This window comes from Alicyclobacillus shizuokensis NBRC 103103 (genome assembly GCF_001552255.1).
In the GTDB taxonomy this organism is placed as follows: Bacteria; Bacillota; Bacilli; order Alicyclobacillales; family Alicyclobacillaceae; genus Alicyclobacillus_G; species Alicyclobacillus_G shizuokensis.
Genome location: NZ_BCQV01000035.1, coordinates 1 through 14,593 on the forward strand (window position 1 = coordinate 1; position 14,593 = coordinate 14,593).

Here is a 14,593-nt window from a genome sequence, read left to right on the forward strand (position 1 = left end):
TTAGGATGAGGGATAAGAGCCGGCTCTGGAAATTCTTCAACGTTGTTCCAGATGGCCTGGGCCATCTGGAAATTCAACGAAAAAGAACTTCTATGACCATGATACGAGGAGGATATATGATGTCCAAAGAGAACCATTGCGTCATGTGTGGACGACCAATTGAGGATAAGAATAATCTCATCGTATCCATGAAACCCTTGCATAATGACTTTTATGCAGCGGCTGCACGAGGAAAAGAAGTTTTTTTGATGGGCAGGATGTGGTCAACAGCCTCGGATTCAATGTGCTCTGCATAGTGATCATAATGATCTGGCTTTTGTTTGAGTCTTTCTACATTTTATCGTCAATTATGTTAATCCCGATTATTTTACGCATAGTCTCATGGTTTCTGTATGAGAAACAATACCGCGTATGAATTCTTGAGACACCTTCTGATGGTGATGATAATACCGCCAAGGAAGGCGTAAATGTTGTTTTCACATGTACTGTCATCAAAGCGTTCGAGTAATTAACCGACTCCGCCAACAACATACATGATACTCGAACAAAACTAGTTAACATAATATATATTATCGGACGTTTTGGCGCTGATTGACACCACCGTGAAGCTTAAACTGGCCTTTACCTAAACCCGGGCGGTCAGGTCAACTAGACGTAATTAACAAAATTTACGCATCCGGTGCCTCTGCTAAAGCGATACTCAGCCTACGCCGGCCCGGAAGTCGCCGAGTTGTGGTCCCCCAGATCCGAGCAGAAATTCAACTCCGTTAACCCGGGCACGGTACCGATCTGGCATGTTAGTCTGTACCGGGGCTACACATTAGGATTGCCCAATCCTCACGTGAAATGTGTCTGAGCGGTCCGGATAGAATTCACCCAATTAGGCCTCCAACTGCTGGAGCCCCCATGAGCAAACCTAGTGCCTGCGGGTTCCCCCCGAGGGTGCATCGTGTTGGAACGGGTGCCGTGGGTGTCCCGAGGACAGTGACACTAAAGTCGGCAGGGAATGCCCCTGTAGCAAACCTGTTGCCGAAAATAAAACGTACTGAATCTCATGAAGGCCATGTTGATCGTTGCGCCGGCTCGCATCTGTTCCCTGGGTAGCAGTCTGGGCATAAAGGTCCGACGTGCTGAAACGTTAAGCGAGCTGAGCAGGGACTGCACGATGAGGAGGCTGTATAACAGCCAGACCTACCCCAGACCACAGAATGCCTGTGCTACGAACGTCCCGGACATTACGGTCTGACCATTAGTGGCCAGCAGAATAATTTTGCGCCGATCAACAGAGTCTCCTATAGTAGTCCCGCCGATAAGTACAAATCCAATCGACGGTAACAATTGAGAATAAACTTTGATTTTAGATGGTTTTTCTGACTGAATCAGATTTAGGGCTTTTGTGTCGTCCGACACCTCATTCAAGATGGACGTATGCATCGATACACCTCTGGCCCCGGACCTGGCTGCTCCGATCTCATCCAATCATATTATCATATCACATCATATCATCATATCACAAATATATCACAATCGATTGCGAAGCTTGTGCCGACAAAGCGGCAAATGGCTTGGTTACTTTGTCCCGTTCACATACAAGCCCAACCCAATACCGTGTACCGAATGGCGGAGGCGCGTTGGGGATTGCTGTCTGGGTGTCACTAGAACGGGATCATGGTGACATGCCCACCGCATGCACGCCCACCCTCTGCAGTCAAAAACACGATGAAGGGACGGTGGAAACCATGGGGTGGATGCATGCGTTTATCGTAGCGAATCTCATTGGTATCGGGGCCAACTTGGATAATTGTGGTGTCGGGATTGCTTACGGAAGCAAGAAGATCAGGTTCCCACACTGGGTCAATGCCATCGTCAATGCGATTGGATTTGTCACGGCCCTTCTTGGCGCTTACGTCGGAGAAGTGATTTCTTGGTATATCTCTCCGGACGTCGCTGCTTGGGCTGCATGCATCGCTTTGTGTATAATTGGTCTATTCTTCTGGTATTCAGCCTATGTACACCCACGTATTTCCACAAACAAGTGGCAAATGAAGATCGAGAGGCCCGGATGGAAACAAGGAGTCATGCTGGGTTGGACTTTGTCCCTCACAAACGTTGCCAGTGGATTTGGTGTAACGATATCCAATACAAATAGCACTATGCTGTGGATAGCGGCCCTGACCATTGCTCTCTGGGGATACATTGCGATTTGGATTGGAAATATTGTTGGGATTGGCGTTCTGTCCAAAATTCTAGGCAAATACTCTTCCCTGATAGCGGGGCTCTTGCTCATCGTGGTCGGCATTCATCAAGTCTTGTCCTCATGGTGATTCATGTTGAAAGACCCACTTCCCCATTGGATTGGATTCATCGTTGGACTCACATTTATTGGTTGGGGCTTAGTCCTGATTTTTCACTCAATTTTTAACTAGTTGGGGAAAAGACTTGCGAATGCGGAAACAATACCGTTATTCAGGAAGGCAACTTGCGCATGTTATAATCAATTCCCTTTATCGCTTCTCGGAGGCTGTTCAGGTCATACATGTCCCATCTATCACATAGACATACATTGTCGAAACCAAGATTATAGGCGATGGGGCTCGCCGGCACTGTTCGATTGGGACTGATGGCTCCTACCGAGCTGACGAAGCCAGCGCGGTAGGAGCCCTCTGATGTTTGGAGGGGAACCGATGTCAAATCAACTTGCATTAGGGCTCATCAGTCTTATCGTTGCCATCGACAATGCATTGTTTGCAGGCATGGTTCTATCCTGGACCTCTGGGAAGCATAAGAAAGAAACCATGATCGTGGTCGGCAGTGCCCTCAGTATTTATCAGATTTTGGCAACCATTGGAGTGGGCCAACTTCTCTCGAACGTGACCTTTCGCATCCTTGTCATCTTGGTGCTGATATGGATGTCCATCCGTGCACTGATGATACCGTCGACAAGTCGTTCCAACAGCAACATCAGCGTGATATGGAAGGTGTTCATGTATACAGCACTTGGAAACTTAGACAATGTGATCTGGCTAGGTTCGGAACTAAAAGGACAATACTTTTGGTTTATTTCTTTTTCACTGATAACCATTCCCCTCTTCATCATTACCTCTCTCTTCCTGTCGGACCAATTTGAAAGACATCATTGGATACGCATACTTGGTTCGGGAATGATGGCATGGGCGGCCGGCGGATTGATTCTTGAGACACCTGGATGGAAAATCACGAGTAACAATACCATCTTTCCATTTCCGCAGCTCATAATCACCCTATTCATAGTCATGATGGCATTCTTTGTAAACCTGCTCGTGATCCGACGCCAGTCTCATCAACGACACCTGTAAATGTCTGCCTCAGACAAAATTCATGAGATAGAATTCATGAAATGTCCTCATACAATCATGCCATATTCCATCATACGTGCTCATACGTGCTCACGGGGTCTCATCCCTTGCCCGCTGGGGACGCAACGAGGTTGCCACTCAACAAGATCGCCGGACCGGACGCTGCCTGGATGAAAGGCTTTAGTGTCTCCAATGTCTGGTGAACCTTGGATGCGGAAAGAACTGCCTCTAGAACGACCGGTGAATGGTTCGCAAACTGAAACATTTTGGTCTTACGAATCACGTGATCTTGGCCAAACCCTTCTAGAGCACGAATCACATTCACCCACTGGATATCAAGCTTCTGTAATTCCCGCACAAATGCGTGGTACAACGGAGTGCCGTTGTATTCGTCCTCCTCTTTCATAAAAACCTTGAGAAGGGAATCATTCTGCATTTCGGGGTTCTCTCCTCTCCAGTCCTCTTGTTTGACATTCCACGCTTCCGGCACCATGAAGGCTTGTCCACGAGCGTCCTGAATTTCTTTATGAAGGTGTTCCATGATATCTTGAAGCTCCTCTTGGTTAGCAAAGACTTCGACCTTAATGGGGAGTTGCTCCGACATGTATTCGGAATGCATATTCTGAATGTGACCCTGCTTGTCCAGGCCTTCTTCACTACGGTAAACGGTAACGCCTGGAGCTCCAGACCGCCAGAGGTATCGAACTACATCTTCAAATATCAGTCGGCCAAATAATCCCTTTCTGTCACTCTCATGAAGTAGAATCTGCAACAATCCCTCTCGCTTCAACGCATTCACCTCACATGTTGAATCTGTTGAATCGACCAAACGAGCAACAATCCACCCAAGAAAAAGCTGCCTAATTCGATTTACTGCGCTCTTTGTGCACCTGACAGTGTTGGACAATCGCCGTGTCATCAGGAACATCTCGTACCGCTGCCCGCAGTGCCTTGTTCCCGTCAATCACGACCAGGATTCCGTCGTTGGTCTTCAGGCCACGTTCCACGAGGTCGGACAGGAATACCTTGCACACCGCGGCGTTCTCGGTGGCTCCGCGCCACACGCCTCGTACCTGCTTCTTGCCCTAACCCGTTATACCAAACAGGGTCAGGAGACCGCCACTTTCAAATTTCCACGAAATTCGGGATCACGCCCGGAAATGTTGCCATGATACCACTCCAAAATATCTTTGCCATCTGTACGTGAAGTGAATGCAGCCGCTACAGACATGGCCCTTCATTGCTCCGCTCTGGATTCGGTTCAGCGCCGTCTCTCCCCCACCATTGTTCGCAGGTATCCGCCGGCATCGTCCAGCAGGGCGTTTTCGGCTATTCTGGCCAGAACCGTATACACACAGGGCTGTGCACTGTCAGGATGTCCCCGGTGGGCCGTGGAATCCCTCGCTCATCAAGCGCAAACACCCTCAGGTCATCACTGTCCTGGTTCGCGACCATCAAATAATCGCCTCTCGGTGAGATCGCAAAGTGGCGTGGCGTACGACCGTGCGTGGGGACGTGGCAGAGGTATTGGAGATGACCGGCCGCATCAACCCCGTAACATGCCAACGTGTCGTGCCCGCGATTGGAGGCGTAAAGAAACCGCCCGTCGGGCGTAATGTGCACGTCGGCAGCCGTGCTGGGGGCTGAGAAGTTCCGCGGCAGCAGCGGGTATGTCGCGTGGGTCGACAAGCGACCGCTGCTTGGGTCCCAATCGTAGGCCACCAGCGTCGAGTCAAGTTCACAACACACATAGACCATCGGCAAGAACGGGTGAAACACGAGGTGCCGCGGACCTGTGCCAGCGGGTGTGGAGGCTGTGCTGTGCGCACACAGTTGGCCAGTCGATGCATCCAGATGGTACACCACAACCGTATCCAACCCCAAATCCGGCACCAACACCCAGTTTGAGGCCGCATCCGGCACCGCGCTGTGCGGATGCGGGCCTGCCTGTCGATCCGACCGCGTCCCGTGTCCTTGATGGCGCACGAACGCGCTTCGCTCACCGATGGCTCTTCTGTCTTGCAACGGAAATATGCAGATGCTGCCTCCTTCGTAATTGGCTACCGTCATAAAGCGAGCGTCTGCGGTCAACTGGATGTAACAAGGGGCCGCCCCACCGGTGGACACGCGCCCCAGCTGGCACAGCCGGCGATGGGAGCGGTCCACCTGCACGACGACAGCTTGGCCGTGTTGGGTTTCGCTCACGCAGTACAGCGTACCTCCGCTCGGGTGCACAGCCAAGAAGGACGGATTCTCAATGCCCGCGAGCGAATCCACGATGGTGAGTTCTCCTGTCGCAAGATTCCACTCGATCCAGTGCACGCCCGGATCGTCAGCGGCCGAATAGGACCCAACGAACACGTCCAGTCGCTGAGCCGAATGCTTGGAACCCATCACGCGCAAAATCTAACCCCTCTCTCTTTTGGAATTTCCCAATCCGAGTATGTATCCATTCCATAGCGGGCCATGATGTAGATGGGCGCGCATCCAGATGTGAAATCCTATCAGACCGCGCGTCCATGGGAGGACCGGCATGGACATGGAGAAAGCCGTGCTGCTGACCACTATCATGCCTGCGACGGATCGGATTTGCGACCACGGTTGTCGCGATGTGGTGGAAGTGACCAACGTATGCGACGGAACGACATGGCGCTGTTGCCTGCTCTCGTTCGAACGGTTTCTGGAGCGCAGCTTGGCCACTATTGACGACTATTCGCGCGGGCACTCACCAGACTCAACAGCAGATACAGGATGAAGGCGTAGGCGCCCGAGGCCGCCAAAATGCCACCCAAAGCAGACAAGAGCGTTGAGGCCGCAGGAGACGACAGGGCCGATGCCACGTTTGGAGACAGGGAGAAAACCAGCAACAAGGTGCCGACGAGGGAGGCCATGACCTGCGCGTACGCCCATCCTCGGTTGGCCTGGCAAATCCCCAACAGCAGCGGAAACAGGGTATATCCCACCGCGTACACCAAGGTCGTCGCCCAGCCGAGAAACAACAGATGCATGGCGGCCGCCGAGTCCACGTCTTGCCCGAAGAGCAGCCACAATCCCAAGGCGAGCGCGTACAGTGCCGCCCCCCACCACGCCCAGCGCGCCGCACCGGTGAGGCGATTGCCAGCGTCCGCCGCCCGCCACAGCCCTCCGACCTGCAGTAGGGACTGAATCGCCACCGCCGCGCCAAAGAACGCGCTGGCCGCCCGGAGCGCCTGCGTGCCCCACACGACCCCGGCCACAGCCGCCAGCAGCGACAGGCCCCAGAGCACCTGCACGGTTTTTGCAACCGCGACCGGAGCCGCCCTTGCGGTCAGGCGCGGGAATAAATGCAAAGACACCGCCATGAGTGTTCCTCCCACCCATCCCTGCACCAACAAATGAGCCGGGATTGGCCACTCGAGCCACACGCGATGCCCATGGCGCAGGCTTTGCGCAGCTATCCATACGGTGGCCGCGATGAGCGCCATCAGCGCGAGATCTGTACCTCGCTGGGCGACGCCATCAGACTGGCGCCAACGCGGGGAGCGGCCGAGAAACTGTACGGTTGTGGGCAGAACGTCCGCACCGGGCCTGTTCGCCGGACCGCGGCGGGCGGCCATCACCGCGCTGAGGATGTTCAGCAGAAAAACCACTGGAGCGGCTGCTTGCAACACATCACCGAAGACGGAAAGCGCATTTTGATGGCCAAGACTGCCGAACAGTATTGCGAGAACGCCGGCTTCGGCGACAACCAGGTGTATCCACCCCAGCACCCGCCACGGTGGCTGCAGGCCGGCGGACACGCGGAGCACCGCGTAGGTCATGCCATACATCATCATGGTCAACCAGCCAAAAGGGTTGATCTCCGCATGCACCGCCAGAACATCCGCCGCCTCGGCATGGGCGGCCATCACCGCCCCCAGAACTGAACCCACCAAAAAATGCACCCCGGCCAAGGCGATGAACGCCTTCGCCACGGGTGGAACCACCACCGTCTTCACCTGCATCCGCTCCCATCATGCCGCCATGCCGCCCGGTCCGCCACGTCCACCGTGCCAGCTCGTTGTGTGTCACAGGCAGCCGAATAGGCACGCCACCTTCCGCTGCTTGGCCGTGTTCTTCGGCAAAGTGACGAATCCACATGAAACGCCGCGATCTCGTGGGGACCCGCGTTGACAAACGTGATGGTCAAAGGCTCCCCGACCTTGCCGTATAAAGGATGGCTGACGCTGGAACGCCCGCCCATGGAACGTAACGCAAGACGGTTATCCATTTTTCATCTTATCGTAACGGCGAAACTCGCGCAGAGGCCAGTACGGATGCGCGCAATCGAGCGTAGTTCTTTTAGACCATATCGACCCGTCCACAAGGGCTGGTTGTCCGTGGTCGATGGCGCGCATGCAAACCTACCCGTTTTCGTCTCCACTTGTCTCTGCGTTCGGGTAGACTGTAGACAGATGCAGAACCGGACTGGGGGCAGTATCTGTGCAAACATCGACAAAAAAGCACCTTTCCGCCACCGTCACCTACCTTCTCGCCGGGCTGTTTATCGCCGTTACCTGCCTGGCCGCGACCGGGTGGGCCATGCCGGAGTGGGTCGGCGGCCAGTGGTGGGGATGGGCAACGGTAAGTGTGCTGCACGGCGTCTTGCTCGGATTCATGCTCACGGTGGCTTATGGGGTGTTGTATCAGGTCGTTCCCATCGCGTTTCAGGCACCGCCGATGCCGCGCCATATTCTCTACTGGCACCTCCCCCTGCACCTTGCCTCCACGGCCGGATTGTTGCTGGGCTTTGTCGCGCACTGGAGGTGGCTGACCACCTTGGGTGGCCTTGGGGTGTTGGCTGGTTTGCTCGCGTTTCTCCATTTTCTGTATCACAGAAGCTACAAACACGCACGCAACCGTACGCCGGTTCACCGTATGTTGGGCATTCCCATTCTCGGGCTTGTCTTCACCATCCTTTTTGGACTGGACCAGGCGGCCCGGCCTACGGGCGTCGACAGCCACCTCCTGCTCACCCATGCGGTTCTGGGCGGGCTTGTGTTTTGGGGCGGACTGGTCATGGTCATCTCCTACAAGTTTGTCCCGATGTTCGTACTCAGTCACGGCTACCGCGCATCGCTGACCCGGGCCGGGGTGTTCTATTTCGTAGGCTGTGGCCTTCTGGCCGGATGCCATTTTTTCCAGCACCTGCAGCCTACCTTGTCCGCATCCGGCGCCTTCTGGATGCGAGCCGTGGAGTTCCTTTGCGCGCTGGCCGTTGTCGTCGGCTTGGGCCTGTTCAGCCTGGATATGGGACGCATCGTGACGGCCCGCAAACGAAAGCGCATAGTGTTTCCGTTGCGGGTAGCGTTGGCAGCCCTTTGTGTGACGCTTGTCAGCGAAGCCCTGCTGGCGGTCTGTGCGGCTGCCCCCAACCTGCGCTTGCTGGTGCTGGCGGCGTACCTATTTTTGTTTGCCGGTCTGGTCCCACTGGTCTTCGCCTATGCGCAAAAAATCGTACCCTTTCTTTGGTTTGAGTACCGCTTCAGCAAGCGGCCCGAGCGCAAGTCCGCTCCGCTCATCGACGACATGGTGCCGCCGGGCCGCGCACGCGCCGCTCTGACTCTGTACGCCCTGGGTACACTATGCGGTGGCATGCTAGTCTGCGGATTTGTGCCCCTTCCATGGCTGCAGGCCGGAGCCTGCGTCAGCGCGACACTGACCACCGCGGGCGCACTCATCCTGTTCACGGCGCTGTGCCACGTACTGACCATCGGCGGCCCAAGACCGGTTGAAGACCCGACCGCTGATCGATGAAAACGGGCGCTATGGTCCGTTCGGACTAGGCAATGACTAGTTCCCATGGAACTGGAGTGAAAGTTTTGAAAGCTGTACAATACTGTAGAATGAGGTGGGTTTCCGCCCAACACGCTTGGTCCACCATCTGGTGGCGCCGCAACAACCTCATGGAAAGCCCGGTGATTTCCGTCGTGAAATGGTCCGATAGGTGGCATCGACCCCGCCACGCGTTCGCACGCATGGACGCCTGGCTGATTGATTTCCTGCAGAGACGCTTCAACCTGTTGATGGCTCTCGTCCTCGTCGGTCTGTGCGTGTGGGGATTGGTGTCCGGGTTCGCGTGGTTTGTCCTGGGCATGGCGGCCGTCGGTGCTCTGAGTTATTTCATGGGTCTGACCGTTTCTCTGCTCTGCGGCATCGCGTGTACCGGCGCGGACATCGGACTCGGCGTGGGATTGGGGACGAATTGGAGTGTGTCGCCGGTTTTGCTGCAATGCGTGGGGTACGGCTGCAGCGCATGGCTCGGCTTTCGCCACAAGCAACAGCAGGAACAGGCGAAACAACGGTTGTTAACCAGCTACGACGGCCATGAACCCCAGATTCTGCCCTGGGCCGTTGTCAACGAAATCCGCACATCTCTGGCCGCTGTGCGCTTCCTGCTCTTTCCACTGCACGAGGAACACACCAGTCAGGAACTCAAGAAAGCCACGGACGAACTGTCCCGCTTGGAGGCGCTCTTTACAGAAATTGAACAAGAAGAGATGCAGAGAAAGCGGCGCTAGCTCTGCGATGCGTCATCCCCTTGACCGGGAATCGTATATCCCTCCCGAACCGCATAGGCGGCCGCCTGTGCCCGGTTGTTCAAGTGCAGCTTGTCCAGGATATTGCGTACATGGTTGCGCACCGTGTTTTCGCTGATGAACAGAGCGCGAGCGATGTCGCGGTTGCTGGCCCCGACGCTCAAGTGCCGCAACACTTCGACCTCACGGTCGGTCAGCTTTTCGACTCCTTCGGCTTGACTGGCGGGCTGTGGGTTGTTGAGCTCGGTAATGATGCGCATGGCCAAGTTACCAGGGATGACAGGTTCCCCGGCGTGCACCCGACGGACGGCTTCCATCACTTCGGTGGGCCCCGCGTTTTTCAAAATGTATCCGGCAGCACCGTTCTTCACGGCTTCGAACAGCGTCTCTTCGGCATCCGACACGGTAAGAATAAGTATGGAAACATCCGGGAACTGCCGCTTGATCAGCAGTGTGGCTTCCAACCCGTTGCACACCGGCATGTTGATGTCCATCAAGACGACATCCGGACGGAGTTCAGCACATTGTCGCAGAGCTTCCTGGCCGTTTGCCGCCTCCCCCACCACCGCGATGTCCTCCGCGCGTTCCAGAATCGCCCGCACGCCTTGCCGAAACAGCTCGTGGTCATCGACCACCAACACGCCAATGGCGGCTTTTGATTCGCCAAGATCCATACCTACCGCCTCCACTTCAAACCTCTCGGCAAGATCCATGATAGCGCTTCGGCGCTTCCGGTGCACGCCCGCCGCGCGTGTCGGACTGTGTCGGAACCGTGACAACGTATGGGAGCCCCTGGCTACCGCCGTGCACGATTCATTACAATGGAATTACGGGAATTACGAGAAGGGAATTCGCTGGTGTGTCTTGCACACCCATCGGGGAACGGAGTGGATATGGGGTGGAAGAGGTCGTCCGAGCCGGAAAGTCACAAACGGCCCGTCGAAACAAGCTGAGTGAATCGGCCCGGCGGAGGCTGGAGCTTCATTATACACTACAGGAACGTCATCGCTTGGCGCGTGATTTGCACGATGGTATCTCACAGGATCTCGCCTACGCTAGTTCGTTGGCCAAGCGCTTGGTGGCGGACAGCGAGTCGGGCCGTCCCATCCCAGTGGAGGATGTGAGAGCCATCAGCCGTATTCTGGATCAAAGCCTGGTGGAACTGCGTCAGGCCATCTACGACCTCGCGGTCGATCCGGACGAAGACCTGCTGCGTCACATTCGGCGCTATGCAGCCGACTTTCAGTCGCGCTACGGCATTACGATAGAAGTTGACGTTGAGGGTTCCATCCCAATGTTGGACGCGTACATCACCAGCCAAATTCTGCGTGTCGTGCAAGAAGCCCTGGCCAACGTATGCAAACACGCTCATGCCCAACGCGTGCAGATCCGGGTCCGGCGAACGGGTACCTCGACCACTTCGGACTTGGCCGGACATGAAGGAGTCGATTGGGATGGGATTGCAGTCAGCATAAGCGACGATGGACGGGGGTTCACCCCGTCCATCCCCGCCTCCCCCGGACACTATGGGCTTCAGACCATGCGTGAACGCTGTCAACTGATTGGCGGCAAGTGCCAGGTCAACTCCGAGATCGGCCGGGGAACAGTGGTAACACTTGAGGTTCCCCTCCGTGGGCCGGAACCATAATCCGATAGTTTGCGCCCAGAGCGGTCAGGGCGCACAGGTCCGCGAACAACAGCGAAGAGAAGGAGACGTGCGTGAGAAAAGCGGGTAAGCTCAGATGGGAAAAAATCAGCCAAGCCCCGCTGAATGCCTGTAGACAAATCAGAGCGACCGAAAGAACGGTGAAGCAGCAAATCCCCCGACTGACCGTGCGGAATCGATACCCCAGGATGGCCAGTCGGATGGTGACCAGGAGCAGACCCAGGGCGAGACCGCGATGCATCACGTCGATGACAAATACATGGGGCATCGTGTGGTACGACTCCATAGGCAACGGCCAGCCCCGAAAACTCGCTCCGTCGCCCGTGCTGGCGACATAGGATCCGACGTAAATCGCGACGTAGGAGAACGCAAGCGCAAACCATGACCAAAGATACAGCGTTCTCCCCAAGCTCGCGTCGTCACGGCCATGTGCAACCTTGTGCGCTAGCTCAGGGCGCCACCCCTGTCCCCGCTCGGTTCGCCAGCTTCCCACTGTCATAACCGTTACACCACCCAGCGCCAAAAGGGCGATTCCCATATGCGTAGCCATCAGCGCAGGTGGATTGATGGCGAACACGGCCAGCGCCCCGAGTATGGACTCCAAAACCACGCCCAGCACCATCCAGGCAATCGAGATGCGCACCCAACGATGTCTGCCGTACCAGCGCCAGGCGCAGATGATGGTCACCAGCAGCAAGATCTCCATCGTGAACACACTAACGCGATGGGCATACTCGATGGCAGTGTGTTCCGACCAAACGGACGGGATGAGTTGTCCCTTGCAGAGTGGCCAATCGTGTCCACACCCATAGACCGATCCGGTCGCTGTATCGGTAAACCCAATCACATTAGCGACAAACAGGACAATCAGGGTGGTCAGCGACAACCCGAACAGCCGACCCTGCCGCGGCTTAGCTGCCCCGTCCGACGTGGGTTTAATGGCCTGCATACTCATCTGCGGCAACCTCCTGTATTTCGAGCGCTCGTGTCCCCGTGGGCCTTGCGCCGACTGGGCTCCTCATTGCGGACAAGGTCAGCCGCGTTTCCATCATACCAGGCTCGCCACCACAAGCAGCGTGAACAATGCTGGCAAATCCAGCAGCGACCATAAAAACGTCCGCTTGGCCCAGACGGTGGTCTCGTCGGCCTCGCGCCACATGCGCAGGTTGGCCAGCAAAAAGACCACGCCCACGGCCGCTGCGGCAACGACGTACCAGGCATGGACAGTACCGGTGAGCCAGGGTACGAGTGAAACCAGCAACAGGAGCACGGCGTACCCCACGCATTGGCGCTTGGTGGTCCGTGCGCCGCGGACCGCTGGCATCATCGGAATTCCGGCCCGTACGTAATCGGCATTCTTATACAGCGCCAACGCCCAAAAATGTGGCGGCGTCCAAAAGAACACAATGGCAAACAGCGCCCAAGCAGTCACGCTCAGGTGCCCGGTGACGGCGGCCCAACCTACCAGTGGCGGAAACGCGCCCGCGCCACCACCAATGACGATGTTTTGCGGTGTGGTACGCTTGAGCCACATGGTATAAATCACGGCGTAGTAGACAAATCCGGCTGCGGACAACAGCGCCGACAGCGGATTCGCAAACACCCAGAGGACGACCACCGACAACACGCCCAACGTGATTCCGTACGCGAGGGTCGCCCGTGAAGACACCCGGCCCATTGGCAAGGGACGCCTTGCCGTCCGCGACATGACCGCATCGATGTCCCGGTCATACCACATGTTCACGGCCGCCGCCCCGCCTGTCGACAGAGCCAGACCCAGCAGCAACGCGAGGCTTTGTCCAAGGCTGGGTATGCCCCCTCGCGCGACGATGGCCGCGGCGTAGGCGGTGAATAACAGCAGCACCATGATTCGCGGCTTTGTCAGCTCAATGAACACCTTGACGGTGTCCAGCCAACCGCGCGGCACTTGCACAACGTCCGCATCCGATTTCGCCCGTCCGACTGACATCGTCGCCATGGACGATTCTCCTTTCTCATCAAGGGGCTTGGTCAGAGACTGGGTGAGTTACCCAGCCTCTTCCCAGTGTGCGACCCTTGGGACGGTAAAATGCACCAGACCCGTCAATACGACTGATAATGGAAGGTCATAATCCAGATGGACATCAGACAGATGGCAAACGTGAAGATCAGACCTATCAACAACGTCACCGAGTGGTACGGAGGACCGTCACCTTCCGTAACGTGCATGAAGAAGAACAGCTGTACCAAGATCTGCAATCCGGCCAGAATCATCAAGATCCACATCGTCGGCCCGAGGGACATGGCGTGCGTCAGCGCCAACACGAAAGAGATGGCGGTCAGCACCAAGGACAACACGTAACCCACAATGTATAGGGTCGGCGAATGGTGGCCGTGCTGAGTTGTTTGCGCTCCCCGCTCCATTTTACATCACCACCCCGGACAAGTAGACAACCGTGAAGATGAACACCCACACGACATCGAGGAAGTGCCAGTACAGGTTGACGATAAACACCTTGCGCGCGGTGACCGCGGTGATGCCGCGCCGCGCCACCTGCAGCAACGTGATGAACATCCAGCCAATGCCGAGCGACACGTGACTGCCGTGCGTGCCCACCAGAGTGAAAAACGCCGACAGGAACGCGCTCCTCTGCATCGTCGCCCCTTCCGCCACGTCTGCCACGAACTCTTGGATTTCCAGGCCCACGAATCCGAGTCCGAGCAGCATGGTGACGATAAGCCACGCCATCAGCTGCTTCTTATGCCCGTTGCGCATGGCCAAGGTCGCCAATCCGCCGGTAAAACTGCTGGTCAACAGCAAGAACGTCTCGATGGTGAAGCCAGGCACGTCAAAAATTTCGTGCGGCGTCGGACCGCCATCCGTATGCGTCCGCACCACCAGATAGGTGGCAAACAGACACGCGAACAGCAGCATGTCCGTCGAGAGAAATAACCAGAACCCCATAATGCGGACGGACTGGTGCGGGTCTCGGTACTCTATGGACGAGGCCCGCGCAGATCCGCCGGGTGTGACGTGTTTTTCTGCGAGCGCCATG

At 56.3% G+C, this 14,593-nt stretch carries 14 protein-coding genes, 1 pseudogene and 1 riboswitch; of the genes and pseudogenes, 6 read left to right on the plus strand and 9 right to left on the minus strand.

Features of this window, described 5'->3' with window-relative positions; translation table 11 throughout:
* The 3 genes from ASH01S_RS19040 to ASH01S_RS13195 all read left to right on the plus strand — a co-directional run.
* Nucleotides 1-296: hypothetical protein (locus tag ASH01S_RS19040; RefSeq protein WP_217996331.1), on the plus strand; the 296-nt coding region annotated here is incomplete at its 5' end.
* Between the two features lie 1,335 nt (nucleotides 297-1,631).
* Nucleotides 1,632-2,324: a manganese efflux pump MntP gene (locus tag ASH01S_RS13190; RefSeq protein WP_245629071.1), complete on the plus strand. Its 693-nt coding sequence runs from the start codon at nucleotides 1,632-1,634 to the stop codon at nucleotides 2,322-2,324.
* 250 nt (nucleotides 2,325-2,574) lie between these two features.
* Nucleotides 2,575-2,637: riboswitch (Fluoride riboswitch) on the plus strand.
* Nucleotides 2,638-2,684: 47 nt separating this feature from the next.
* On the plus strand, nucleotides 2,685-3,335 hold the full coding sequence (locus ASH01S_RS13195) for a TerC family protein (protein WP_067928925.1): 651 nt from the start codon (nucleotides 2,685-2,687) through the stop codon (nucleotides 3,333-3,335).
* 100 nt (nucleotides 3,336-3,435) lie between these two features.
* Here ASH01S_RS13195 and ASH01S_RS13200 read toward each other — a convergent pair whose 3' ends face one another.
* The 4 genes and pseudogenes from ASH01S_RS13200 to ASH01S_RS13215 all read right to left on the minus strand — a co-directional run bounded on the left by ASH01S_RS13200 (nucleotide 3,436) and on the right by ASH01S_RS13215 (nucleotide 7,312).
* Entirely contained in the window at nucleotides 3,436-4,125 is a 690-nt protein-coding gene (locus ASH01S_RS13200) for a DUF190 domain-containing protein (protein ID WP_067928926.1), read from the minus strand.
* A gap of 82 nt (nucleotides 4,126-4,207) precedes the next feature.
* A pseudogene (locus ASH01S_RS18560) lies at nucleotides 4,208-4,420 on the minus strand (transposase); the annotation flags it as partial.
* 244 nt (nucleotides 4,421-4,664) lie between these two features.
* Nucleotides 4,665-5,729, minus strand: a complete 1,065-nt coding sequence (locus tag ASH01S_RS13210) for a lactonase family protein (RefSeq protein WP_245629076.1) — start codon at nucleotides 5,727-5,729, stop codon at nucleotides 4,665-4,667.
* Nucleotides 5,730-6,034: 305 nt separating this feature from the next.
* Nucleotides 6,035-7,312 (minus strand): hypothetical protein, encoded by a 1,278-nt coding sequence (locus tag ASH01S_RS13215; RefSeq protein ID WP_157067137.1) that lies wholly within the window; start codon nucleotides 7,310-7,312, stop codon nucleotides 6,035-6,037.
* 484 nt (nucleotides 7,313-7,796) lie between these two features.
* On the opposite strand from ASH01S_RS13215, the gene ASH01S_RS13220 reads away from it, so the two are divergent.
* Both ASH01S_RS13220 and ASH01S_RS13225 read left to right on the plus strand, forming a co-directional pair.
* Nucleotides 7,797-9,110: a hypothetical protein gene (locus tag ASH01S_RS13220; protein ID WP_067928930.1), complete on the plus strand. Its 1,314-nt coding sequence runs from the start codon at nucleotides 7,797-7,799 to the stop codon at nucleotides 9,108-9,110.
* A gap of 65 nt (nucleotides 9,111-9,175) precedes the next feature.
* Nucleotides 9,176-9,874 (plus strand): hypothetical protein, encoded by a 699-nt coding sequence (locus ASH01S_RS13225; protein WP_157067138.1) that lies wholly within the window; start codon nucleotides 9,176-9,178, stop codon nucleotides 9,872-9,874.
* On the opposite strand, the gene ASH01S_RS13230 is transcribed toward ASH01S_RS13225, so the two are convergent.
* Nucleotides 9,871-10,566 carry a response regulator gene (locus ASH01S_RS13230; protein WP_083517151.1) on the minus strand — a complete coding sequence of 232 codons (696 nt, stop codon included), beginning with the start codon at nucleotides 10,564-10,566 and terminating at the stop codon, nucleotides 9,871-9,873. The genes ASH01S_RS13225 and ASH01S_RS13230 overlap by 4 nt on opposite strands.
* Before the next feature lie 224 nt (nucleotides 10,567-10,790).
* Here ASH01S_RS13230 and ASH01S_RS13235 point away from each other — a divergent pair, with 224 nt between their 5' ends.
* Nucleotides 10,791-11,540, plus strand: a complete 750-nt coding sequence (locus ASH01S_RS13235; protein ID WP_067928933.1) for a sensor histidine kinase — start codon at nucleotides 10,791-10,793, stop codon at nucleotides 11,538-11,540.
* Here the strand turns inward: ASH01S_RS13235 and ASH01S_RS13240 are convergent.
* The 4 genes from ASH01S_RS13240 to qoxC all read right to left on the minus strand — a co-directional run bounded on the left by ASH01S_RS13240 (nucleotide 11,473) and on the right by qoxC (nucleotide 14,592).
* Nucleotides 11,473-12,513, minus strand: coding sequence for a COX15/CtaA family protein (locus ASH01S_RS13240; protein ID WP_067928934.1), 1,041 nt, complete (start codon nucleotides 12,511-12,513; stop codon nucleotides 11,473-11,475). The two genes, ASH01S_RS13235 and ASH01S_RS13240, sit on opposite strands and share 68 nt — an antisense overlap.
* Before the next feature lie 93 nt (nucleotides 12,514-12,606).
* The gene (locus ASH01S_RS13245; protein ID WP_245629072.1) at nucleotides 12,607-13,536 is read right to left on the minus strand and encodes a heme o synthase; all 930 of its coding nucleotides are present in this window, start codon (nucleotides 13,534-13,536) and stop codon (nucleotides 12,607-12,609) included.
* A gap of 104 nt (nucleotides 13,537-13,640) precedes the next feature.
* Complete coding sequence (locus ASH01S_RS13250) at nucleotides 13,641-13,961, minus strand: cytochrome o ubiquinol oxidase subunit IV (RefSeq protein ID WP_067928935.1); 321 nt, start codon at nucleotides 13,959-13,961, stop codon at nucleotides 13,641-13,643.
* 1 nt (nucleotide 13,962) lies between these two features.
* Nucleotides 13,963-14,592: a cytochrome aa3 quinol oxidase subunit III gene (gene qoxC / locus ASH01S_RS13255; protein WP_067928936.1), complete on the minus strand. Its 630-nt coding sequence runs from the start codon at nucleotides 14,590-14,592 to the stop codon at nucleotides 13,963-13,965.
* Between the last annotated feature and the right edge of the window lies 1 nt (nucleotide 14,593).